This is a genomic window from Methanococcoides methylutens (assembly GCF_000765475.1).
GTDB classification, from domain to species: Archaea; Halobacteriota; Methanosarcinia; order Methanosarcinales; family Methanosarcinaceae; genus Methanococcoides; species Methanococcoides methylutens.
Map to the genome: position 1 here is coordinate 441,086 of NZ_JRHO01000014.1, position 21,830 is coordinate 462,915.

Annotated in this window: 26 protein-coding genes; 9 read left to right on the plus strand and 17 right to left on the minus strand. The window is 44.2% G+C overall.

All coding sequences use genetic code 11. The annotated features are described in order from the left end of the window. Positions 1-52: 52 nt before the first annotated feature. A complete protein-coding gene (locus LI82_RS09380) occupies positions 53-994 on the plus strand; it encodes a nucleoside recognition domain-containing protein (RefSeq protein WP_048195263.1) in 942 nt (313 codons plus the stop codon). A gap of 111 nt (positions 995-1,105) precedes the next feature. Here the strand turns inward: LI82_RS09380 and LI82_RS09385 are convergent, their stop codons facing one another. The 15 genes from LI82_RS09385 to LI82_RS09455 all read right to left on the minus strand — a co-directional run bounded on the left by LI82_RS09385 (position 1,106) and on the right by LI82_RS09455 (position 12,562). Then, the gene (locus tag LI82_RS09385; protein ID WP_048195264.1) at positions 1,106-1,456 is read right to left on the minus strand and encodes a F420H2 dehydrogenase subunit FpoO; all 351 of its coding nucleotides are present in this window, start codon (positions 1,454-1,456) and stop codon (positions 1,106-1,108) included. A gap of 1 nt (position 1,457) precedes the next feature. Then, positions 1,458-2,912: a F(420)H(2) dehydrogenase subunit N gene (gene fpoN, locus LI82_RS09390; RefSeq protein WP_048195266.1), complete on the minus strand. Its 1,455-nt coding sequence runs from the start codon at positions 2,910-2,912 to the stop codon at positions 1,458-1,460. 4 nt (positions 2,913-2,916) lie between these two features. Beyond that, positions 2,917-4,404 carry a F(420)H(2) dehydrogenase subunit M gene (fpoM, locus tag LI82_RS09395; RefSeq protein WP_048195268.1) on the minus strand — a complete coding sequence of 496 codons (1,488 nt, stop codon included), beginning with the start codon at positions 4,402-4,404 and terminating at the stop codon, positions 2,917-2,919. Beyond that, on the minus strand, positions 4,404-6,401 hold the full coding sequence (gene fpoL, locus LI82_RS09400) for a F420H2 dehydrogenase subunit FpoL (RefSeq protein ID WP_201770317.1): 1,998 nt from the start codon (positions 6,399-6,401) through the stop codon (positions 4,404-4,406). Before fpoL ends, fpoM begins: the two co-directional genes overlap by 1 nt. Positions 6,402-6,403: 2 nt before the next feature. Further along, positions 6,404-6,706, minus strand: a complete 303-nt coding sequence (gene fpoK, locus LI82_RS09405) for a F420H2 dehydrogenase subunit FpoK (RefSeq protein ID WP_048195271.1) — start codon at positions 6,704-6,706, stop codon at positions 6,404-6,406. Next, complete coding sequence (fpoJ, locus tag LI82_RS13590; RefSeq protein ID WP_259370104.1) at positions 6,706-7,056, minus strand: F420H2 dehydrogenase subunit FpoJ; 351 nt, start codon at positions 7,054-7,056, stop codon at positions 6,706-6,708. Before fpoJ ends, fpoK begins: the two co-directional genes overlap by 1 nt. Further along, a complete protein-coding gene (locus LI82_RS13595) occupies positions 7,049-7,318 on the minus strand; it encodes an NADH-quinone oxidoreductase subunit J (RefSeq protein ID WP_135607201.1) in 270 nt (89 codons plus the stop codon). Before LI82_RS13595 ends, fpoJ begins: the two co-directional genes overlap by 8 nt. 1 nt (position 7,319) lies before the next feature. Then, positions 7,320-7,727, minus strand: coding sequence for a F420H2 dehydrogenase subunit FpoI (fpoI, locus tag LI82_RS09420; protein WP_048195275.1), 408 nt, complete (start codon positions 7,725-7,727; stop codon positions 7,320-7,322). Positions 7,728-7,731: 4 nt separating this feature from the next. After that, positions 7,732-8,766: a F420H2 dehydrogenase subunit FpoH gene (fpoH, locus tag LI82_RS09425; RefSeq protein ID WP_048195277.1), complete on the minus strand. Its 1,035-nt coding sequence runs from the start codon at positions 8,764-8,766 to the stop codon at positions 7,732-7,734. A gap of 5 nt (positions 8,767-8,771) precedes the next feature. Next, positions 8,772-9,896 carry a F420H2 dehydrogenase subunit FpoD gene (gene fpoD, locus LI82_RS09430; RefSeq protein ID WP_048195279.1) on the minus strand — a complete coding sequence of 375 codons (1,125 nt, stop codon included), beginning with the start codon at positions 9,894-9,896 and terminating at the stop codon, positions 8,772-8,774. 9 nt (positions 9,897-9,905) lie between these two features. After that, the gene (gene fpoC, locus LI82_RS13455) at positions 9,906-10,382 is read right to left on the minus strand and encodes a F420H2 dehydrogenase subunit FpoC (RefSeq protein ID WP_048195282.1); all 477 of its coding nucleotides are present in this window, start codon (positions 10,380-10,382) and stop codon (positions 9,906-9,908) included. A gap of 9 nt (positions 10,383-10,391) precedes the next feature. Next, positions 10,392-10,946: a F(420)H(2) dehydrogenase subunit B gene (gene fpoB / locus LI82_RS09440; protein ID WP_048195283.1), complete on the minus strand. Its 555-nt coding sequence runs from the start codon at positions 10,944-10,946 to the stop codon at positions 10,392-10,394. Continuing rightward, positions 10,934-11,329, minus strand: coding sequence for a F420H2 dehydrogenase subunit FpoA (gene fpoA, locus LI82_RS09445; RefSeq protein ID WP_048195285.1), 396 nt, complete (start codon positions 11,327-11,329; stop codon positions 10,934-10,936). The genes fpoB and fpoA overlap by 13 nt, the downstream gene beginning before the upstream one ends. Before the next feature lie 282 nt (positions 11,330-11,611). Next, positions 11,612-12,118 (minus strand): hypothetical protein, encoded by a 507-nt coding sequence (locus tag LI82_RS09450; RefSeq protein WP_048195287.1) that lies wholly within the window; start codon positions 12,116-12,118, stop codon positions 11,612-11,614. A gap of 24 nt (positions 12,119-12,142) precedes the next feature. Beyond that, positions 12,143-12,562 (minus strand): DUF22 domain-containing protein, encoded by a 420-nt coding sequence (locus tag LI82_RS09455; protein WP_048195289.1) that lies wholly within the window; start codon positions 12,560-12,562, stop codon positions 12,143-12,145. Between the two features lie 289 nt (positions 12,563-12,851). Here LI82_RS09455 and LI82_RS09460 point away from each other — a divergent pair, with 289 nt between their 5' ends. From LI82_RS09460 to cofC, 6 genes are all read left to right on the plus strand, one after another. Further along, complete coding sequence (locus tag LI82_RS09460; RefSeq protein ID WP_048195291.1) at positions 12,852-13,013, plus strand: 4Fe-4S binding protein; 162 nt, start codon at positions 12,852-12,854, stop codon at positions 13,011-13,013. Continuing rightward, positions 13,010-14,281, plus strand: coding sequence for a phytoene desaturase family protein (locus tag LI82_RS09465; RefSeq protein WP_048195292.1), 1,272 nt, complete (start codon positions 13,010-13,012; stop codon positions 14,279-14,281). The genes LI82_RS09460 and LI82_RS09465 overlap by 4 nt, the downstream gene beginning before the upstream one ends. A 243-nt stretch (positions 14,282-14,524) precedes the next feature. Then, positions 14,525-15,514, plus strand: a complete 990-nt coding sequence (gene cofG / locus LI82_RS09470) for a 7,8-didemethyl-8-hydroxy-5-deazariboflavin synthase subunit CofG (protein ID WP_048195294.1) — start codon at positions 14,525-14,527, stop codon at positions 15,512-15,514. After that, entirely contained in the window at positions 15,514-16,584 is a 1,071-nt protein-coding gene (gene cofH / locus LI82_RS09475) for a 5-amino-6-(D-ribitylamino)uracil--L-tyrosine 4-hydroxyphenyl transferase CofH (RefSeq protein ID WP_048195296.1), read from the plus strand. Before cofG ends, cofH (LI82_RS09475) begins: the two co-directional genes overlap by 1 nt. Further along, the gene (gene cofH, locus LI82_RS09480) at positions 16,584-17,654 is read left to right on the plus strand and encodes a 5-amino-6-(D-ribitylamino)uracil--L-tyrosine 4-hydroxyphenyl transferase CofH (protein WP_048195297.1); all 1,071 of its coding nucleotides are present in this window, start codon (positions 16,584-16,586) and stop codon (positions 17,652-17,654) included. Before cofH (LI82_RS09475) ends, cofH (LI82_RS09480) begins: the two co-directional genes overlap by 1 nt. 1 nt (position 17,655) lies before the next feature. After that, positions 17,656-18,303 (plus strand): 2-phospho-L-lactate guanylyltransferase, encoded by a 648-nt coding sequence (gene cofC, locus LI82_RS09485; protein ID WP_048195299.1) that lies wholly within the window; start codon positions 17,656-17,658, stop codon positions 18,301-18,303. Here cofC and cutA read toward each other — a convergent pair. Next, positions 18,280-18,594 (minus strand): divalent-cation tolerance protein CutA, encoded by a 315-nt coding sequence (gene cutA / locus LI82_RS09490; protein WP_048195301.1) that lies wholly within the window; start codon positions 18,592-18,594, stop codon positions 18,280-18,282. The two genes, cofC and cutA, sit on opposite strands and share 24 nt — an antisense overlap. Before the next feature lie 304 nt (positions 18,595-18,898). Between cutA and LI82_RS09495 the strand changes: the two genes are divergently transcribed. Both LI82_RS09495 and LI82_RS09500 read left to right on the plus strand, forming a co-directional pair. Further along, positions 18,899-19,072 (plus strand): 4Fe-4S binding protein, encoded by a 174-nt coding sequence (locus LI82_RS09495; protein ID WP_048195303.1) that lies wholly within the window; start codon positions 18,899-18,901, stop codon positions 19,070-19,072. Continuing rightward, positions 19,069-20,289 (plus strand): NAD(P)/FAD-dependent oxidoreductase, encoded by a 1,221-nt coding sequence (locus LI82_RS09500; RefSeq protein ID WP_048195304.1) that lies wholly within the window; start codon positions 19,069-19,071, stop codon positions 20,287-20,289. The genes LI82_RS09495 and LI82_RS09500 overlap by 4 nt, the downstream gene beginning before the upstream one ends. Positions 20,290-20,389: 100 nt before the next feature. Here the strand turns inward: LI82_RS09500 and LI82_RS09505 are convergent, their stop codons facing one another. Next, a complete protein-coding gene (locus LI82_RS09505) occupies positions 20,390-21,829 on the minus strand; it encodes a TrkH family potassium uptake protein (RefSeq protein WP_048195305.1) in 1,440 nt (479 codons plus the stop codon). Position 21,830 lies beyond the last annotated feature (1 nt).

The window sequence follows — 21,830 nt, forward strand, 5'->3', positions numbered from 1 at the left end:
TAATAACTTCAATCAAATAGATTAATCTATCAGTTATTCTCATTATAAGATTATGTTTGACCTGCTTTTAAGGGTGCTTGATTTTGCATTCCCCATAATAATCACCATATTTATAGGACTTTTTGGAACAGGCTTCCTTATTGAGATGGGACTCATGCAAAAGTTCTCAAGGTTCACAGAACCTCTTTTCAAGCATACTCACCTCCCACAATCCTGTGCATCTGCGTTCCTTGTATCACTTGGATCAACCGTCGCAGCGAACAGCATGGTTGTGAAAATTAAGGACGAAGGATGTCTTGATGATCGTGAAACAATGCTTTGTGCGATCCTGAACAGCACACCTGCATACATAAGAGAGATATTGACCTACCAGATACCTATCGTACTTCCTGCACTGGGACCTGTTGTAGGTGGATTCTATGTGATGGTCTTCATACTCAGTGCCTTTGTGAAGGTATCTGTTGTCATCATCCTGAGCAGGATCTGGTTTAAGGAACACACGTGTTCAGTACCTAAGCCTGAAAAAGCAGAACGTCCACATGTAAAAGATGCTATTGGAAAAGCATTCCGAAGGCAGAAGCGTCTTTTCACAAAGATAGCGATTATTTACCTGACAATGACAACTTTGGTCTTTGCTTTAAGGGACAGAGGAGTCTTTGAAATGTTCAACGTCCTCCCACTTGCAGACATTTTTGGCATACCACCTGAGAGTATAATCCCCCTTACAACATATGTCGCAAGTCCTATCCTTGGAGTATCACTGCTTGGACCTATGATCAGTGATGGAGGAATATCACACCTGCAGGCAATGATAGTACTGATGCTTGGAAGCATGTTCATGCTACCCATCTTCAGTGTCAGGGCGATAATTCCACGTTACGTCTCTATTTTTGGACCAAAGATCGGATTGAGGATCGTAGCATTTTCGACTGGAATGAGCATGCTTGTTAGATTCATACTTTTGATCGTATTGTTATCCATAGCAAGGATCTAAGCTATAGGGTAGAAAGTTGAACCAGAAAGGTCGATCAAAAGAGACAACGAACACAAAAATAATCAAAATAATATCAAAAAAGAAGAAAAGAAAGGTCAGTCAGACTGACCTTTAGTGATGTTCACCTAACAGTTCGTCCTTATTTTCATAGGCTTCACTGCTCTGCTCAAGGCATTTCATGCAGATCTTTTTCCTCTCGATCTCATAACCTTTTGAGAAGGAGGGGATGTTTATCTCAACATCCTGCAACTGTGCTTTTGTTCCGCAAAGATCACATTTACCAAATGTACCTGCAGCTTTGCTTTCGGTAGCCTCGTCATGAGCCTTTTTAGCTTTCTCAAGACAACCGCCACAGAGACCTTTCCATACGCCTTCAGGATAGGAGATATCGAACTTTGGCGAGAACACCTTTACCGGGCATACTGTGGGAATTGCTACTCCGCAAAGATCACAATCTGCCATTTTAAATTCCTCCTGGGATTAAAACTTTTGCAGCTTCCATTGCCATGTTCACAAATGGTTCCGGCCAGAAGCCAATTGCAAGTACACCTACAACAGCAAGGAGAAGTGCAACGACATATGGCGCTGGTTCTGATACCCTCTCACCCTCTGCTGGCATAGCATACATGTACCTGACAACTCTTGCGTAGTAATACAGTGAAAGTGCGCTGTTAAGGATAGCGATCACTGCAAGCCAGACAAGTCCTGATTCAATTGTTGATGAGAACAGGACAAATTTGCTCATGAAACCTGCTGTTGGTGGGATACCTGCCAATGCCATTACAAAGATGGTCAGACAGAGTGCGGTTATAGGCATTCTCTTACCAAGACCTTTGAAGCTGTCAAGATGATCAGCTTTCAGTATATCCTTGTTCTCTGATGTTGCCATGTAGACCACAGCAGCTGTTGCAATGAAAGCTCCTGCCTTCATAAAGCCGTGTGAGAGTGCATAGAGTATACCACCAGTCAATGCCATTGGAGTCATGACCACAAATGCAATTGAAATGTATCCTGCCTGAGCAAGGGATGAGTATGCAAGCATGCGCTTTACACTGGTCTGGGACAGAGCCACGATGTTACCGTATGTCATTGTGATAACTGCGAGGATAGCAAATGCCATCTGCCAGTCTGCCTGAAGGGCAATAAGACCTGTGATAAAGACCTTGAAAGCTGCAACAAAACCCATCTTCTTGGAACCGGCTGCCAGAAGTGCAGATACCACGGAAGGTGCACCCTGATATGTGTCAGGTGCCCACATGTGGAATGGAACAAGAGCGATCTTGAAACCAAATCCTGCAATGAGCAGTACGAGGGAAAGAATTCCCATTGGACTACTTGCCAGCAGACCGATGTTCTGGGCAACTTCAGGAATGTTAGTTGTTCCTGTTGCACCGTAAACATATCCGATGCCGAGCAGCAGCAGAGCAGCTGAAAGGGATCCGATCATGAAGTACTTCATTGCAGCTTCTGTGGATGCAGGGTTCTTCTTCTCGAAACCTGCAAGACCGTATGTTGCAAGACTTGCGAGTTCGAATGCAACGAAGAGTACCATGAGATCATTTGCTGATGCTACCATCATCATACCGATGGTTGCGAAAAGCATGAGTACATAGTACTCATCAGCGTGGTCGTTGCCATCAGTGTATTTGATGGATGCTATGGACACAAGGGTCGCAACTGTGAGGAACACGAGCTTGAAGAACTGTGATAATGCATCAATGCTCAGTGAGTTCGAGAACATGACCGCAGTGGTGCCAAAGCTGTTAATTGTCAGCGCAAAGGCAACGAGACAGCCAAGTGTTGCTATGTATCCGAGTATTTTCTTAGAGTGAGCTGAAAGGAATAATCCTAACAGCAATACAGTAAGTCCTGTTACCAGGAGCGTTATTTCAGGTGCGAGTAACATTAGATCTGTCATAATCTCACACCCCCATTACAGCCATAAGGCTGACGATCTTTTCTGAATTCGTTATCATCATATCCAGCACCGGACTTGGGTTCAGTCCAAAGTACAGTACAAGCAGGGCGATTATTCCCATGGACAGTGTCTGGTAGGACGAGATGTCCACGATCTCACCAAGCTTCTCATTGAAAGTACCGAACATTGCCCTTTGCAATGCCCACAGGTGATATGCAGCTGTAATCACGATAGCCAGCAGTGCAATGATCACATAAATTGGCACATTAATGAAACTGAATGTCAGCACAAGGAACTCTGCAATGAAACCGGTAAGGCCAGGCAGACCAAGTGATGCCATGAAACCAAGTACCATTATCACTGTGAGCTTTGGCATCTTCTGTGCCAGACCACCAAGTTCGTTGATGATCCTTGTTCCTGTTGAAGTCTGGATCACTCCGCATGACATGAACAGAATGCTCATGATCAAACCGTGTGAGAACTGCTGGAACATTGCACCGGATACTGAGAGGCTCACAAGACCAGCGCAACCAAGGGTAACGTATCCCATGTGACTGATACTGGAGTATGCGATCATTCTCTTCAGGTCCTTCTGTGCAAGTGCAAGGAATGCACCGTAAAGGATGCTCACTGCACCAAGAGCTCCCATGATAGTGATCATAAGGCTTGGAGTTGCTGTGAATGGTAACATTGGAAGCATTACCCTGAACAGTCCGTATCCACCGATCTTGAGCAGTATGAAAAGCACACTGCCTGCGGTTGGTGCCTCGGAATATGCGTCCGGCAACCAGGAGTGAAATGGAACTACAGGAAGTTTCACAATGAATCCAAAGAGCAATGCAAGGAATATTGCATCTCTGAGAATTCCGGATTCAAAGAACTGGAACTGGGTGATCAGGTGATCGATGCCCATGTTCGGAGAACCTGTAAGTGACCATGCGTTGAAGTACAGTCCAAAGATACCCAAAAGCATCACAAGGGATGCAACGTGAGTGTAGATGAAGAACTTGATAGCTGCATGCTTCTTGTTGGAGCCACCCCAGATATTGACCATGAAGAACAATGGTACAAGGGTAAGTTCCCAGAAGATGTAGAATATGAAGAAGTCAAGTGATACGAAAACACCAATGACTGCTCCCTGCATTGCAAGTATCAAACCATAGAATCTGTTAGGAGCTGATCTGACATCATCCCATGTATATACGATCAACAGTGGGATCACGATAGCATTGAGCAGTATGAGAGGCATTGAAACGCCATCAACACCAAGGTGATAGCTGATACCCAGGGATGGGATCCAGTTTGCCATTTCCTCGAACTGCATAGCTGCTGTCGTGCTGTCGAATGAGAAATACATGTAGAGGGTCAGGACCAGTGTAATGAGAGTACCCACTAAAGCGGATATCCTTGCCTGTTCCTTTGTTTTTGTTAAGAATGTTACTGCTGAAAATAAAATTGGTATCAGCACGATCAAAGATAATATTGGTAACATTAGAAGACCTCCATGACCAACTTGATCAGAACGACCAGTAGTCCTACACCTGCAACAACTGCTGCTGCATAGTGCTGTATGACACCTGTCTGGAATTTCCTCAGGGAGTCACCTGCCTCAATAAGCACATAACTGGTACCGTTGACAAGCCAGTCAAGCATCTTGTCTGAATAGAAACCTGCGAGTGCAAAGCCCTCATAGATAATCTTTATAGAGAAGATCTCAACGAATATCTGATGCTGGTAGTACCTGTTGTAGAGCAACTTGTAAACAGGGTTGTTCCTTGAAACGATCCTGCTCATGTCAACAATTCTCCTGTTATAGATCAGGTAAGCAATGACAAGACCTGCAACTGCCACGATCAAAGGCATCCAGAGGACAAGAAGTGGTTCATGTCCATGGTGTGCGAGATGGTATCCACCAAGCTCAGCAAGCGCCTCAACGTCCATGTGTGCAAAGCTCTCTTCGATGAAGTGATAGAAGGATGTCCTTGTCAGTGCACCAAATACCACTGCGAGAACTGCAAGGATCGCCAGAGGTACTGTCATGGATGAAGGGGACTCATGCCCGCCATAATCTGTCCTTGGTTTTCCTGTAAAGGTCATGAAAATTAACCTGAAGATATACAGGGATGTAAGGAATGCTGCTGTAATAGCAAAGAGGTATGGCATCCAGCTACCGGTTTCTGTTGCATACAGATATGCAGACTCGATTATTGGGTCCTTACTGAGGAAACCACTGAATCCAAGCCCTGTGCCCGGAATACCGAAACCTGCAAGCGCAAGTGCTGCAGCGGTCATTGTAGCGAATGTGATCGGCATGACCTTGCCTACGCCACCAAGCTGTCTCATATCATGTGTACCAACAGCATGGATAACGCTTCCTGCACAGAGGAAAAGCAATGCCTTGAAGAATGCATGGTTGATGAGGTGGAACATTGAAATTCCAACAGCTTCTGCACCAACTACTGCACCAAGACCAAGACCAAGAACCATATATCCAAGCTGACTGACAGTTGAATAAGCAAGCACTCTCTTAAGATCGTTCATTACGATACCCATTGTTGCTGCGAAAAGTGCAGTGAAAGCACCAACGATAGCAACGATGATCAATGAATGAGGTGCTGCAAGGAACATTGGGAAGGTACGTGCTACAAGATAGACACCAGCTGTAACCATTGTTGCTGCGTGGATAAGAGCTGAAACGGTTGTTGGACCTTCCATTGCATCAGGCAGCCACACATGAAGCGGGAACTGACCTGACTTACCAACTGCACCACCGAAGAACAACAATGTCACAAGTGTCAGGTGACTTACTTCCATACCCAGTATCGTTGAATTAATAGCAACAAGATCCGGGATCAAATGAAACATTTCACTGAACTGAAGGACGTATACGCCTTCCGGAAGTATTCCATTGTATACTGTAAATATGTCTGAGAATAGCAGGACAATACCTGCAAGGAACATAACATCTCCAATCCTGGTTGTCAGGAATGCTTTCTTTGCAGCAGATGCTGCTCCAGGTTTATGGAACCAGAATCCGATAAGCAGGTATGAGCTAAGACCCACAAGCTCCCAGCAAATAAACAGCTGAAGGATGTTGTCTGAAAGGATCAGACCAAGCATAGCTGCTGTAAAGAGAGCGGTCTCTGCAAAGTACCTTGGCTTAGCAGGGTCGTGTGACATGTAACCCACAGCATAGATGTGGATAAGCAGGCTCACAAAGGTGACCATTGAAAGCATTACCGCTGCAAGCGGGTCGATCAATATTCCGAGATTGAGTATTGCGAACCAGGGAACTGACTGAGTAACAACGTGCTCAGGGTTCTGCAACAGACCCACGGTGATAGCCAGTGATATCACACATGAAATGGCGATTGCCACGATCGGAATAATTGCACCGCCAGATGGCAATTTCTTCCCAAGGAAGAATGTAAGCACAAAGGCAAGTGCGGGAAGTAGTGGTATTAAAAATGCAAGGTTTTCCATTGCCATTTTTACCACCTCAGTATGTTAAGTTTATCAACATTGATCATATCTCGCATCCTGTAAATTGACATGAGTATTGCAAATCCGACAGCTGCTTCTGCTGCAGCCAGTGCAATAGAGAACAGTGCAAATACCTGCCCTGTCATGTCATCGTTGTAACTTGAGAAGGCAACCAGGTTCATGTTTGCGGAGTTTAACATAAGTTCCACACACATAAGCATCCTGATTCCGTTCTTCTGTGACATAAATCCATAGAGACCTATGGAGAACACGATAGCTGAAAGACCAAGATACCAATTTAACGGGATCATCAGTTATCATCTCCTTTTGCCAGATAGATGGCACCTATCAGTGAGGAAAGTAACACTACTGAAAGGATCTCGAATGGTATCACAAAGTCTGTAAAGATAAGGACACCCAATCCTTTGATGTTACTTGGATCAGCGATATTCTGGGGAAGCTGTTCAACAGTTGTCCATCCTGTACCATAAAGTGAAACCAGTACCACTGCAAGGAACAAGCCTGCAATGATCATCCTTGTAAATGACTTAAGGATGGTCTCGACTGAAGGAACCTCCATATCCAACAACCTCAAGATCTGCCTCTTTGGGTTGAATTGATGGACAATTGAATCCATAATAGTTGGACGTTCGTTAGTCATTGTTCTCACTTCCCATATTCTTCTTAGTCAACATAACTGCGAAGAGTATCAGAACTCCGATTGCTCCTACATACACAAGAATCTGGACAACACCCAGGAACTGTGCATTGAGCATAATGTATATGATAGCCACTGTGAACATCGAGAGAACGAGAGCAAGTGCTGCACGTACTATGTCCCTTGAAACTATTGTCAGGATCGCTAACGAGATTAGCGTAAGAGCGACAATAGCAAAGATGGCACCTTCAATTATACCTGTCATTTCACTCACCATTCTCCCCTACCGGAACCTCACGTGCCAGCATGTCCGGGGTATACAGTAATTCCTCATGTGTCCACCTGATCACACCTGTGGTGTAGACCTTTGTGCTTGAAAGAGCATCCTGTGGACATTGATCAATACAGAGACCGCAGAACAGACAGTGACCGATATCAATGGCAGGGAACCATCTTGTCTTTTCACTGTCCGGACTAACCCTTGCCCTTACGATCTTTATCGCACTGTTAGGGCAGGTATTAGCACAAATTCCACAACCTATACATTTACTTTTATCAAGTTTTTGAAGCCCTCTGAACCTGTCAGGCAACTCAGTTGGAACCTCAGGATACCTTCTGGTAATAGGGGGCTTGTAGATGTTTTTAACAGCTCTAGCAATATTTTTCAATACCATGGTATCACACTCCCAGGTAAATACCCAAAATTATTGCCCATCCAAGGTTCAATAATGATAATGGGAGAAGTCTTTTCCAGCTAAGGTCAACAACCTGATCGATCCTGAACCTTGGTACTGCCCATCTCAGCATGATTATTCCGAGAATGACAAGAGCAACCTTCAACAAGAAATATAATGTTGGAAGGAAAATTCCAAGGATAGTGATGTCGGTCAGGAATGCAGGTAAATTCCATCCGCCGAGGAACAATAGTACAACAAGCATTGAACCAAGGATCAGGTGGATATATTCCGCAAAGAAACCAAGACCGAATCTCATACCACTGTATTCAGTGATCCAACCTGCCACCAGTTCTTCTTCAGACTCGTTCTGGTCGAATGGAAGACGTCCCATATCGGCCATCAAAGCAACGAAGAAGACAAGGAAACCAAGAGGTTGAAGGAATACGAACCAGATCGGGCTCTGTGCCTGTGCGATCTCAACAATGTTCAGTGAACCTACCATGATAGCTATACTTACCATAGTGATACCGAGTGGAACCTCGTATCCGATCATCCTTGCAAAGTTCCTGAAAGCACCCAGAAGTGAGTACTTGTTGTTTGAACTGTATGCATACATGAACGCACCGATAATAGAGATAGAAGATACCGCTTCAATGTAAAGAAGACTTATATCCATCTCAGTTGCCACGATCGGGTACTCTACGCCATTAACGACAATAGCACCAAATGGTATCGCAACAAGCATCATGAATACAGATCCCATAAGAGCGATTGGTGCAGAAACGAAAAGCAACTTATCAGCTTTTGAAGGAATCAGATCTTCTTTGGTCATCAGTTTGATAGCATCAGCAACAAGCTGGAAAATACCAAAAGGACCTACATATTTAGGACCAAGCCTGAACTGGATATCACCTGATAGTTTACGCTCGAACCATACAACTAACATTGCGCCGCCGAAAACCGCGCCAATCAAACAGAGGCCAAGTAAAGTACGGAGCCAGGGGTTGAATATAATATCAATACTTTCTGCTGACATTGTAATCACCTGTCCGCCTCACTGGTACAACCGTCCATACTACCTGCAATAGCTGCCACATCAGCAACAGTGGTTCCTGTTATGAGTGGAGGCAATGCCTGCATGGTCGGATAGACCGGTCCCCTTATCTTTACACGATGAGGTTTATCTGAGCCATCTGAAACTACATAGAAGCCCATCTCTCCACGTGGGTCTTCTACCCTGTGGAAAACATCGCCTTCAGGAACCCTCATTGTAGGGGTCCTAACACCATACAGGGAATCCTCATAGAAGAGTGGTCCACTTGGCATCTGATCCAGGCACTGTTCTATAATGTACATAGCCTCTAACATCTCATCGAGCCTTACTTCGATACGAGCTGCAATGTCACCATCTGTAGCTGTGCACACCTTGAAATCAAGGTCCTTGTAAACAAGATATGGTTCATCTTTCCTTATATCAAAAGCAACACCTGTTGCACGAAGAGCTGGTCCGGAAACACCCAGATCCCTTGCGGTCTTTGCCTCAAGGATACCGACCCCGAAACAACGCTGCTTGTAGATCTCATCGCCATTGAACAGTCTCCTGTATTCAGCGATCTGTTCCTTAAGACCAGCGAATATGACAGCAGATTTTTCCCTGAATCCTTCAGGAAGATCGCCACGTACACCGCCGTACTTTAGGAACGTGTGTGTAACACGTGCTCCTGTTACCATGTCCATCAAAGACAGAATATCTTCCCTTTCCTTGATGGTGTACATGAACATTGATACAAAACCAATGAACTCACCGAACTCACCCATACCAAGCAGGTGGCTCTGAAGTCTTGAGAGCTCCTCGAGGATGACCCTGATATATTGGGACCTTTCCGGAACTTCGATGTCTGCAAGTTTCTCTACAGCACCAACGTACGCTTCTTCGTTGGTCATTGCTGTCAGGTAGCAGATCCTATCAACGATAGGAATACCCTGAAGATATGTCTTGCTCTCTAAAATCTTTTCAATACCCTTGTGAATGAAGCCTAACTCGACCTCAGCATCAACTACAGTTTCTCCCCTAAGCCTCAGGTTCAACCTGAAAGGTCCGGGCTGCATTGGGTGCTGTGGTCCGAGGTGGACTATCATTTCTGATGGGCCTACATTTTCATCCATATTTAAGCCTCACACCAAATTTCTGGCAGTCGTGTTCGGGAAGCCTTCATAATCTTTTCTCAAAGGCCAATCCCCTAACAGCTCCTCTGGAAGAACAAGCTGTCTGAGGTCAGGGTGGTTGTTGAACTTAACACCGAACAGTTCGTAAGTTTCTCTTTCGTACCAGTTAGCATTCCAATAGACAGGAACAATGGACTCGATCTCAGGAGCATCCCTTGGAAGCTTCACCTTAATGGTAAGCAATACAGGATGGTCGTATGAAGCTATGTGATAAACAACCACGATCTCGTCCTTTTTAGGATAGTCTATTGCAGTTTCGCTTGAAAGATGGCCAAATGCAAGTTCATCTTTCAGGTACTGGCAAACGTCTTTGATCTTTTCAGGTTCCAGATAAGCAGAGATCCTTATGTCAGAATCTACCTTTGCGTCCGTAAGGGAATCCTGGAACTTGTTGACCAATGAATCAATAATGCTTTTTGCATCCATGATATAACCTCAATAATCCGTTCCATGGTCCTTTTTGGCCATGATCTTCTTCTGAAGCTCAAGGAATCCCTGGAGCAGGGCTTCCGGCCTTGGTGGACATCCTGGAATAAAAACGTCTATAGGGAACAATTTGTCAATGTTCTGCACTGTGCTGTAGGATTCATAGAAAGGACCACCACTAATAGAGCAGTCACCCATGCATATTACCCACTTTGGTGCAGCCATCTGTTCCCAGAGTTTCTGAAGTGCAGGAAGGTACTTCCTTGTCACATATCCACTGATGATCATGACATCTGCATGCCTTGGGGAATTACGTGGAATGATACCGAACCTGTCAGTATCATAGTGAGCACAACCTGTAGCGATCATTTCCACACCACAGCAACCCATTGGCTGAGTCATGAACCATAGGGAGTTCTTCCTACCCCAGTTTATTGCATCCTGTGCTTTTGTCTTTTTCAAGAAATCAGTGATAGCCATGGAAGTGGTGGTAATGACACCTGGAATCTCTTCCACGTACTCTTCCTGATCCTCAACTGGTACATTATCGTTTAATTCATCCATTTAAGAGCACCCTTCTTCCATAAGTAGGCATATCCAAACAACAAAACGAAAATGAAGATCAACATCTCAACGATCGCTGTTACCATATCGACACCATTGCCTATGTATACCATAGCCCATGGGTAAAGGAAAAGAACTTCGATATCGAACAGAACGAATGCGATCGCATAAAGATAATACTCAACATTGAACTGTATTCGCGCATCTCCTAACGGATCGGAACCACATTCATAGGTCGCATATTTATTAGGTGATTTGCTTCTGGGGCTCAACAACTTGACCATAGCCATTGTTGCAGGTGGCATCAGAAGCGAAACAACAAGAAACACAGCAACCGGAATGTAACTATTGATAATATTGCTACTATCGATTATTACTGACATGATGAATCACCTGATGATTACTAATCGTAGATATTACAATCGTAGATATAGTATTCTCTATATAACTATTTCCAAATACTAGTCATTCATGATAAAACATGACGATATATAGAATAGGCAGTATACATAATTAAAGAATAAAATAGATAATATATATTTCTATTTTAAGTTATAATAAACGAAATTTGCAATAAATAATAGAAATGATAAAAAAGCTGATCAAAAAAATAGTCATTAAAATAAGAATGCTGAGAAGCAGGTGATGCCCTGCTCCTCCAACCATCAGACCAGTTTAGGTGAGAAGTATTTCTTGATCATGGCACCACAGTTTGAACAGGAAATAACAAGCCATTCACCAACTTCTTCCGATTCATACTTGTCAAAGATGGATGAGCCGCAACTGGGGCACATATAGTGCTCCTTAAAGTAGTAATGATAGAACTGAGGAGTCTGCTCAAGCCAGTCAAGAACTTCATGCATGCGCTCAAAATAACGCTGTTTAGAAGGGTTCTTGCTTTCCTGAATAGCATCTTCAGCACGCTCAGTCACACCTTTTGCATATTTATGCGATTTAGAGGTTATCTTCTTATAATCGCTTACATAGCGGGTAGTATTGTCCAGATAGTGCAGATAGCCCTCATGTGCTTTTGGCTTTGAAGCATCCTGCACAGTCTTCATGAAATACTCGCCCATTACATCTTCCATGATATCTGCACATGCAGTACAGATATTATAGCCCTCATATTGCTTATAGTCCTGATCTTCTCCGCAGATCACACATTTTTCCATATAGGACACCCCCTGCAGTTATTCTTATTTGATCAGTACAGGCTTCATAGCTTCCCTTGTGAACATGATCGGGAAGATGTTAAGCACACCAAGCAGATCTCCTGCCCGAACCTTTCCTGTTTCCTGCCCGAAAACATAGACATATTTGATCGTTCTTGGCTTCTCAACGAGGCAGTTACCTTCCTTGGAAGCTACCTTCAGGACAGAAGCTACCGCATGGTAAGTAAAAGCACACGGAATTGCGAGAGTATCCGCATCCAATGTGACCTCCTGAATAGCGATCTTCTTGTATTCGCCGGCACGGAGTTCTACATCCTCCTCGGAGATCATCATCCCCCACTTCGCACGGGTGGCGATAGTGAATTCATAGGGTGCGGCCTTGAACTTCTTTGAAATCAATTCACCGTCTTTACGAGCTACTACTTGTATCGTTTCCGTGGACATAAAATCACCATACTAGATGTTAGCATGTTTAGTATAAATAGATTGTCATTATTGTTAATGAACAATTTAAAGTTGACACTAGCAGAAGTTAAGAAAAGAAGAGAATCAAACCAGATACCCAAAATAATAACTATAAGATAATATGGCATTTCAATATTAATAATTACTTAAAGAATACTACAAAAGAGCAGGACAAAATATGAAGCTTCAATTAATTACTGACATATGAATTGAACAAAATCCTTTTGAGCATTGAAGGAATTAAAAGAACAAAACTCGAGGGAAATTAATGAAAGTCAATGAAAACTGTGTTGGATGTGGCCAGTGCACTGCATTTTGTAAGAAAGATGCGATCATTGTTAAAAGTAAGGCATATATCACAGACAAATGCGTAGAATGTGGGATATGTGCAGCGTACTGCCCCATGAAAGCTATAGAGGTAGCTGAATGAAGGTCATAGTAATAGGCGCGGGACTTGGCGGTTTGCTAAGCGCAGCAAAATTGTCAGGAGCAGGGTATGAAGTAGAGGTATTTGAGCGCTTGCCCATGACAGGAGGCAGGTTCACCAATATTGATATCAAAGGGTACCAACTGACCACAGGCGCACTACACATGTTACCACATGGACCTACCGGACCATTGGCACAGCTCCTCGAGGAAGTGGGCGCAGATGTTACCATCAAGCGCGATGAAGGAAAGGCTTTCATGCGCATTTTCGAAGACATTGACAACAACATTTATGAAGACTTACCCTTTGGAAAGTTCGGAAAGGTATTCTCAATCTGGAACAGGATAAAACTTGCATATTTCATGATGAACACCAGGAGAAATCCCCCCAGGGACTGCTCCTTTGCAGAATGGCTTTCAAAGCACCTCGATGAACCTCTTGCACATCAAATGGCAGACTCATTCTGCGGCTGGGCCCTTAGCCTGAAAGCAGCCGATGTTCCTGTGGAAGAAGCATTTGAGATATTTGAGAACCTGTACCGCCACGGTGGTCCCGGAGTACCAATTGGAGGATGTAAAGCTGTTACTGATGCGCTGGCGGATGTCGTCAGGAACAATGGTGGAACCATACACACGGACAAAGAAGTCTCAGAGATCATCATCGAAGATGGAAAAGCTTCAGGCGTCATTATAGACGGTCTAAAATATCCTGCAGACCTTGTGCTCAGCAATATCGGACATCATTACACAAACGACCTTTGCAAAGATGTACAGTCCGATGAAGAATACAAAAAGTACCAGAACAAGATAAAAATTGTCAAACCATCTGCAGGAGTTAAGATCTGCCTTGCAGCAAACGAACCTTTGATCGGACATGGAGGCGTTCTGTTCACACCCTCAGCCAGACGTGTGAATGGCATTAACGAGGTCACCAACATTGATCCGAACCTGGCACCACAAGGAAAACACCTTGTAATGGCTCACCAGACAACCCAGTGGGACAGGATCCCTTACCTCGAGGACGAGATAGACCTGGGCATCAAGGATCTTGAAGAGATCTTTGCAGGCAAGGACTACGAAGTACTTCTTACACAATCCTATTACAACGGCTGGCCTGTCAACAGATCATCATCAGGTTCAGACATTGGCAATACAACACCCATAGAAGGGCTGTACGTAGTTGGTGATGGCGCAAAAGGCAAAGGTGGAATTGAAGTTGAAGGCGTAGCCCTTGGTGTTAAGAACACCATGAACCTCATTCTGGGCAATTAAAACCTGACAAAACTTATTTTGATGACGGATCACTGACCCTCATCAATATTTGATCACAGATATTCAGCAGGGACCCACTAATCCCCTACACTTTTATTTTTACCTTGACCTATGAAAAAACGTTGTTAATTTTTTAAACAAGTTGACAGTTATGACCAAACCTTACCCTCACAGATCCCATCTGACACACAAATGTACCTTCGATTAAACTTATGTACTAATTCCTTCATTCATTGACCAATTATGCCCGAATTTGTTACATTCTCACGCAATGTTTTCATTCCTGTTACGAATATTTGCAGGAACCGTTGCGGATACTGCACATTCAGACGCGATCCGGAGCATCCGGAAGCCCGCCTCATGAGTGTGGAGGAGATAATACCGATCCTGAAAAACGGAAAAGAAGCAGGATGTACTGAAGCACTTTTTGTTTTTGGAGAATATGCCGAAGAGGTTCCCGAATACAGAAAGGAACTCGAAAAGATGGGGTATTCCAGCACCATCGAGTATGTCACTAAGCTTTGTGAACTTGCCATAGAAATAGGAATATTGCCGCATACCAATGCAGGCATTCTTGACCGGCATGAACTGGAGATGCTAAAGCCACTTAACGTCAGCATGGGCCTTATGCTGGAAACCACTGCAGAACTGAAAGCCCACAGCGAATCTCCAGGGAAAGCCCCTTCAAAGCGGATCGAGATGATACGCACTGCCGGAGAACTGCAGATACCATTCACAACGGGCATACTGGTAGGAATCGGAGAAAGCATCGAGGACAGGAAGCATTCCCTGGAAACCATCGCAGCGATCCATGAGGAGTTCGGACATATCCAGGAAGTCATCATCCAGAACTTCATGCCAAAACCAGACACTCCAATGGCGGATCAGATCCCACCTACAAAGGAAGAGATGATACAGACAGTATCCCTCGCAAGAGAACTACTGCCGGAGGATGTTTCTGTTCAGGTCGCACCAAACCTTATCGAACCCCATATACTGATACAAAATGGAGCCACCGACCTTGGAGGAATTTCTCCCACCACCATCGACTGGATCAATCCCGAGGCTGAATGGCCAAGTGTGGTCGACCTTCAGAAGATGACAGGAAAAATACCCCTGAAAGAAAGATTACCGATCTATCCACATCATATTAAGAAAGGATGGTACAGCAGTAACCTTTCCGACCTTATACAAACACTTACCGACAAAAACGGATTCAAGAGGAAACAGTAATGATCCCCGAAGATATCATAGAAAGAGCATACATGGGCACCACTACCAAAGAAGATGCTCTTAAACTACTGGAAGTGAGACCCTTTGAACTATATGCACTGGCAGACCAGCTAAGATATGAGGCAGTTGGAGATAACGTCACATACGTTGTTAACCGTAACATCAATTTCACAGACAAATGTGTTGGAACGTGTGGATTTTGTGCATTCAAGGATAAAAAGGGATACCTGCTCTCACCTGAACAGATCAGGGAAAAAATTGATGAAGCAGTTGCATCAGGTGCCACCGAGCTGTGCATCCAGGGAGGATTGATGGAGGATGTAAAACTCGACCTCTACCTGGATATCCTCAGGGCAGTAAAAGAAGACCACAACCACATTCATACTCACTGTTTCTCACCAATGGAAGTTTACCATGCTGCCACATCAAGTGGACTTACCATTGACGAAACTCTTACTGAACTTAAGAAGAACGGATTGAACACCATGCCCGGGACCGCTGCAGAGATACTGGCAGACCGGGTACGTGAGATCATCTGCCCGAGAAAGATCACAAGACAGCAGTGGATAGACATAGTAACAGCCGCACACCAGGCAGGGATCCGTACAACTGCCACCATGATGTACGGACATGTGGAAACGTGGGAAGAACGGATTGATCATATACTCACCATCCGCGATATCCAGAAAAACACCGGTGGTTTCACAGAATTCGTGCCACTTCCATTCATGCCTTACAATAACCGTATCGGGGAAGAGATACTTAAAAACGGCCAGTTCATGACAACAGGAGTTGAAGACCTGAAAGTCTACTCCCTGGCACGTATTTTACTCAACACTCACATCGAGAATATTCAGGTAAGCTGGGTAAAACTTGGAAAGAAGCTTGCACAGGTTGCCCTGCTATGCGGTGGCAATGATCTTGGAGGCACACTAATGGAAGAAAGTATCTCAAGATCAGCAGGAGCATCTAATGGGGAGGTCATTACTGTGGAAGAGCTCGAATGGCTCATCAGGGCTGCAGAAAGGACACCTGTCCAGAGAGACACACTTTACAGGAGCATATTATAATGACCATTCCCGAAGAGATTATTGAACGGGCATACGAAGGAACCGCAACAAAAGAAGATGCACTTGCACTTCTGAATGTCAATCCCTTCGAGCTTTACGCATTCGCAGATGACCTGCGCAAAGAGGCAGTTGGCGATACAGTGACCTATGTAACCAACCGGAACATCTACATCACCAATATGTGCAAAGGAAACTGCGGATTCTGTGCTTTCCGGGAAGGAGACGGATACATACTTACCATTGAAGAGATACTCGAGCAGGTCGGTCAGGCAGAAAAGGCCGGTGCTGTTGAGATCTGCATCCAGGGAGGCTACCTTCCACAGCTTGATCTTGAATTTTACAATGAGATCGTAAAGAGCATACACACCACCTATCCAAATATGACCATACATGGATTTTCACCCATGGAGATCCACTATGCATCATCCCTTTCAAAAACACCCCTGGAAGATGCTTTTGCCGAACTCAAGAAGAACGGACTGGGCACGCTTACAGGAACATCTGCAGAGATACTTTCGGACCGTGTACGAAAGATCATCTGCGAGGATAAGATAACAACAGACCAGTGGATAGAGACCATCAAAGCTTCCCACAGGGTCGGCCTGCGTACCAATGCCACCATAATGTACGGGCATGTGGAGACATGGGAAGAACGTTTCGACCACATACTTACAGTGCGAAATATCCAGCAAGAGACGGGAGCGTTCACCGAACTGATAACAATGCCTTTCATGCCTTACAACAACCGTGTTGGCGAAGAAATGCTGAGTTCAGGAAAGTTCATGACCACCGGCATGGATGACCTCAAACTAATAGCAATTGCAAGAATACTGCTAAACAAGCATGTCGATAACCTTCAGGCATGCTGGGTCAAGCTCGGCAAGAAGCTTGCACAGGTAGCTTTATCCTGCGGGGCAAATGACATGGGAGGCACTCTTATGGAAGATCAGATCACCCTGGCATCCGGAGGAGCGAACGGGGAATACCTATCACCGGAAGAACTTGAATGGATCATCACAAGTGAAGGCCGCAAACCAATGAGAAGGAATGCATTATACGAGGAAATATAATATGCGGGCAGTGATCCCATATAAGAAAGAGAATGCCAAATCAAGGCTATCTCCGGTACTTTCACAGAACGAACGCGAGGAGTTCGTGGAGCTCATGTTAAGGGATGTAGTCAGCTCATTGAACTCTGCGGGGATCACAGAAATAGATATACTGACCACATCCAGCGAAGGAGTGCCCGAGGATCTGGATGTGAACCTTATCGTAGCCGATCCCGGACTTAATACATCCATAAACTCATACCTACAAAATGTTGATGAACCAACCATGATCATCATGGCAGATCTGCCCCTTGTGAGAAGCAGTCACATCAAAAAGATAGTATCGTATCCAGAAGATATTGTCATCGTTCCCGGAAAAGGCGGCGGTACGAATATATTGTTCATACGGCAACCAAAAGATTTTACTGTTAAATATCATGGATGCAGCTTTATAAGCCATTATGAGATCACAGAAGACCTTGGGAAGAGCAGAAGGGTCTTTGACTCATTCCTTGCAAGTATCGATATCGATGAACCTCATGATATTGTAGAGTTACTCCTATACGGAAATGGCCTTTCAAAAGAATATGCTGAAAAAAGGTTTTGTGCCGAGACCGGGAAAGGGCGCGTGAAGATATCACCCCTTTCAAAGCTGTCCGGTTTCATCTGAGATCCACTGGAGATACTTATTTTCACCAGTGATCCCCCATGAGATTATACATGGGAGATCATAGCTGTGAAGCGATACAATGGTTTCTTTTAGTTCATCGAACATTTCAGAGGTCGTTTTCAATATAACTACAACCTCATTGTCCTCCACCATTTCACCATTCCACCTATAAATGGAATTTATAGGATGGATATTTGCACAGGCAGCAAGCCTCCTTGACACAAGCTCTTTTCCAAGCATGCGCGCTTCTTCCATACTTCCGGTTGTAATGTAAACTATAATATGTTGCATAACACAAAATATTAGCAGAGAACATATTTAGATATCGTCTGCTCATCTGCAGATCCCATATGGCACCGGGCACGAGAATATATAATAGCTAAATTTTAATAAAAATATGATTTAAGTTGAATTCATTAGCCTCAAAGGTCACAACTGTTCACAACAGTGTCCAAAAATGACGTGTTTTTTACTACTATTGGCTTCCCAGAAATAATCACATATAAGAATTTCTATAAGCCAGTGAGCAGCTCACGAAACATATATTATTATCGAAGTAATAATGGTAATCACATCTGACTATCGGTGATAATGAATGAGCATCATTGTAAATAAATATAAATGTGGGTACTGCGGTGCATGTGTGGGCGTCTGCCCAACTGGAGCATTAGAGCTCATCGAAACATGGATAGAAGTAGACAATAAATGCACAAGCTGTGGTATCTGCCAGAAGATATGCCCGCTTGGAGCCATCGAGGTGGACAGATGAAAAAGGAGTACGATCTTATTGTGGTCGGCGCAGGTCCCGGAGGATCCATTGCTGCCAAAACCGCTGCAAAGGAAGGACTTGACGTACTTTTAATAGAGAAGAGACAAGAGATCGGAGATCCGATCAGATGTGCTGAAGGTGTGGGCAAATACAATCTGAAGCAACATATTGAACCCGACCCCAGATGGATATGTGCTGACCTGAAAGGTTCACGCATCTTTTCACCAGATGGAACTGAGATCGAAATGGCAGAGGAGATCGCCGGCGGAGAGGTTGGATATGTACTTGAAAGAAAGATATTCGACCGGGCACTTGCTAATGAAAGTGCTATTGCCGGAGCAGAAGTTATGGTCAAGACCAGAGCTACCGACCTCATAATTGAGAATGATACAGTCTGTGGTATCAAGCTCATGCACATGGGTGAAGAATATGAAGTGCGCTCAAAGATAGTCATCGGTGCAGATGGAATGGAATCAAAGGTAGGGCGCTGGGCAGGTATCGACACATCGGTAAAACCTGCAGACATGGAAACATGTGCGCAATATCTGGTGTCCAATGCAAATATTGACCAGGAATTCTGTTATTTCTACCTTGGAAATGAGATCGCTCCTGCAGGATATATCTGGTTGTTCCCAAAAGGTGGCAACAAAGCCAATGTTGGAATTGGAATACTTGGCAGTAAATCCAGAAAAAAAATGCCCATTGATCTTTTGAATGAGTTCATGGAAAAGAACATGCCCGACGCAAAGATCATTGAAATGGTCGTAGGAGGAGTACCAGTATCAGGTTCCATTGAGAGGACCATTGCCAATGGCCTTATGCTCGTCGGCGATGCTGCCAGGCAGTCCGACCCTATCACCGGCGGAGGCATCATTAACGCCATGGATGCCGGAAAGATAGCCGGTGAGATTGCTGTAAAAGCAATAAGGAAAGAAGATTGTTCTACAGCGACATTGCAGGAATATGAAGACCTCTGGAGAGAGACAATTGGCAAAGAGATCGATAACAGTCTGTTAGTCAAGGAGACATTTGTCAATTTCACAGACGATGACCTGAACTCACTTGCTAACTCACTCAAGAACGTTAACTTCACAAGCATGAGCCTTCTGGACCTCTTACTTGCTCTTTTCAAGGCAAATAAGAAACTACTCTGGAATCTCAGAGGACTCTTCAAGGACATTGTTAAGAACGATATTGACTTTAAATACAGGTCCTGATCCGACATTTTATTGTTCCGTCCAAAAATGGATGGAGCAAACTTCATTTTATTTTATTTTGTATTGTTTTATATTGTTCTGTATTGTATTGTTTTTATATTCACCTTCTCCAGAACTCCGGAGTGAGCATAACTATAACAGTGAATACTTCAAGCCTGCCTATCCACATATTAGCGATGAGCACAAGCTTTCCAATTGCAGGAACAGTACTGAAATTTGCCATTGGTCCGACCACATTGAAACCGGGCCCTATATTACCAAGAGTTGCGATGGATGCTGTGACAGAACTGGTAAGATCCATTCCAAATATGGAAAGGATAGCCGAACTTATCAAAAAGATAAGGAAATAGATCACAACAAAAGAGATGATCGCATGCATAATATCCCCAGGCACACTTTTCCCATTAAATTTGATAGGCCTCACAGCTTTAGGGTGAACCGCTTTGAAAAGTTCACTTCGTGCATATTTTAACAAAAGAAGAAGACGTACGACTTTTATGCCACCTGCAGTAGAACCAGCACATCCACCAATGAACATCATCGCCAGTAAGACGACCTTCCCTGAATCCGTCCACAGGTTGAAGTCAGTGGTCGCATACCCTGTTGTCGTCAGTATCGAGACAACCTGGAAAACAGCATATCTGAAAGAGGTAGGAATAGAATCAGGCGTGTCCCTCCAGAGGAGCAATGTCAGAAGGACAGTCGCAAGTCCTACGATCACAAAATAGAACTTGAACTCGTTATCCTTTAGAAGACTTTTTTTATCAGAATATAAGGTCTTGTAATGCAGAGCAAAATTCGCACCTGCAATGAACATAAAGAGCGTAATGATACCCTCGATCAGAGGACTATTAAAAGCTGCAACACTGTCTGCATAAGGTGAAAAGCCCCCACATGCCATGGTAGTAAAAGTATGTGTACAGGCATCATAGAAGGACATTCCTGCAATAAGCAGAAGAAGAAGCTCTAATACGGAAATAGATACGTAGACTGCCCAGAGTATCTTTGCAGTTTCCCTTATCCTTGGCTTGAGCTGGTCCTCTTTGGGGCCCGGAGCCTCTGCACGGAACATCTGACGACCCGCAACTCCAAGCTTTGGGAGAATGGCAATGAACAACATGATAATTCCCATGCCACCGATCCATTGGGTCATACTTCGCCAGAACAGGAGACTTCTTGAATGGGTCTCAATATTTATGAAGACCGTTGCACCGGTCGTTGTAAACCCTGACATTGACTCGAACAGGGCATTAAGAGGAGTTACTCCATCAAACATGTAAGGAATAGAACCAAAGAGTGCTGCTGCAAACCATCCAAAAGCAACTATAGCAAAACCTTCACGCTTCTCCCAGTCCCCTTCATCTGCTGAGGAATACTGGAATGAAAGCATAGCCCCAACGATCGTGGTCAATGAAAAAGCGACTGCGAAAGGATATGGAGATTCACCATAATAGAGAGCAACTCCAAGCGGGATCAGCATCATAGGACCAAGAAGACGTAGAAGTAATCCCAGTACACTAAGTATAATCCTGAAGTTCATC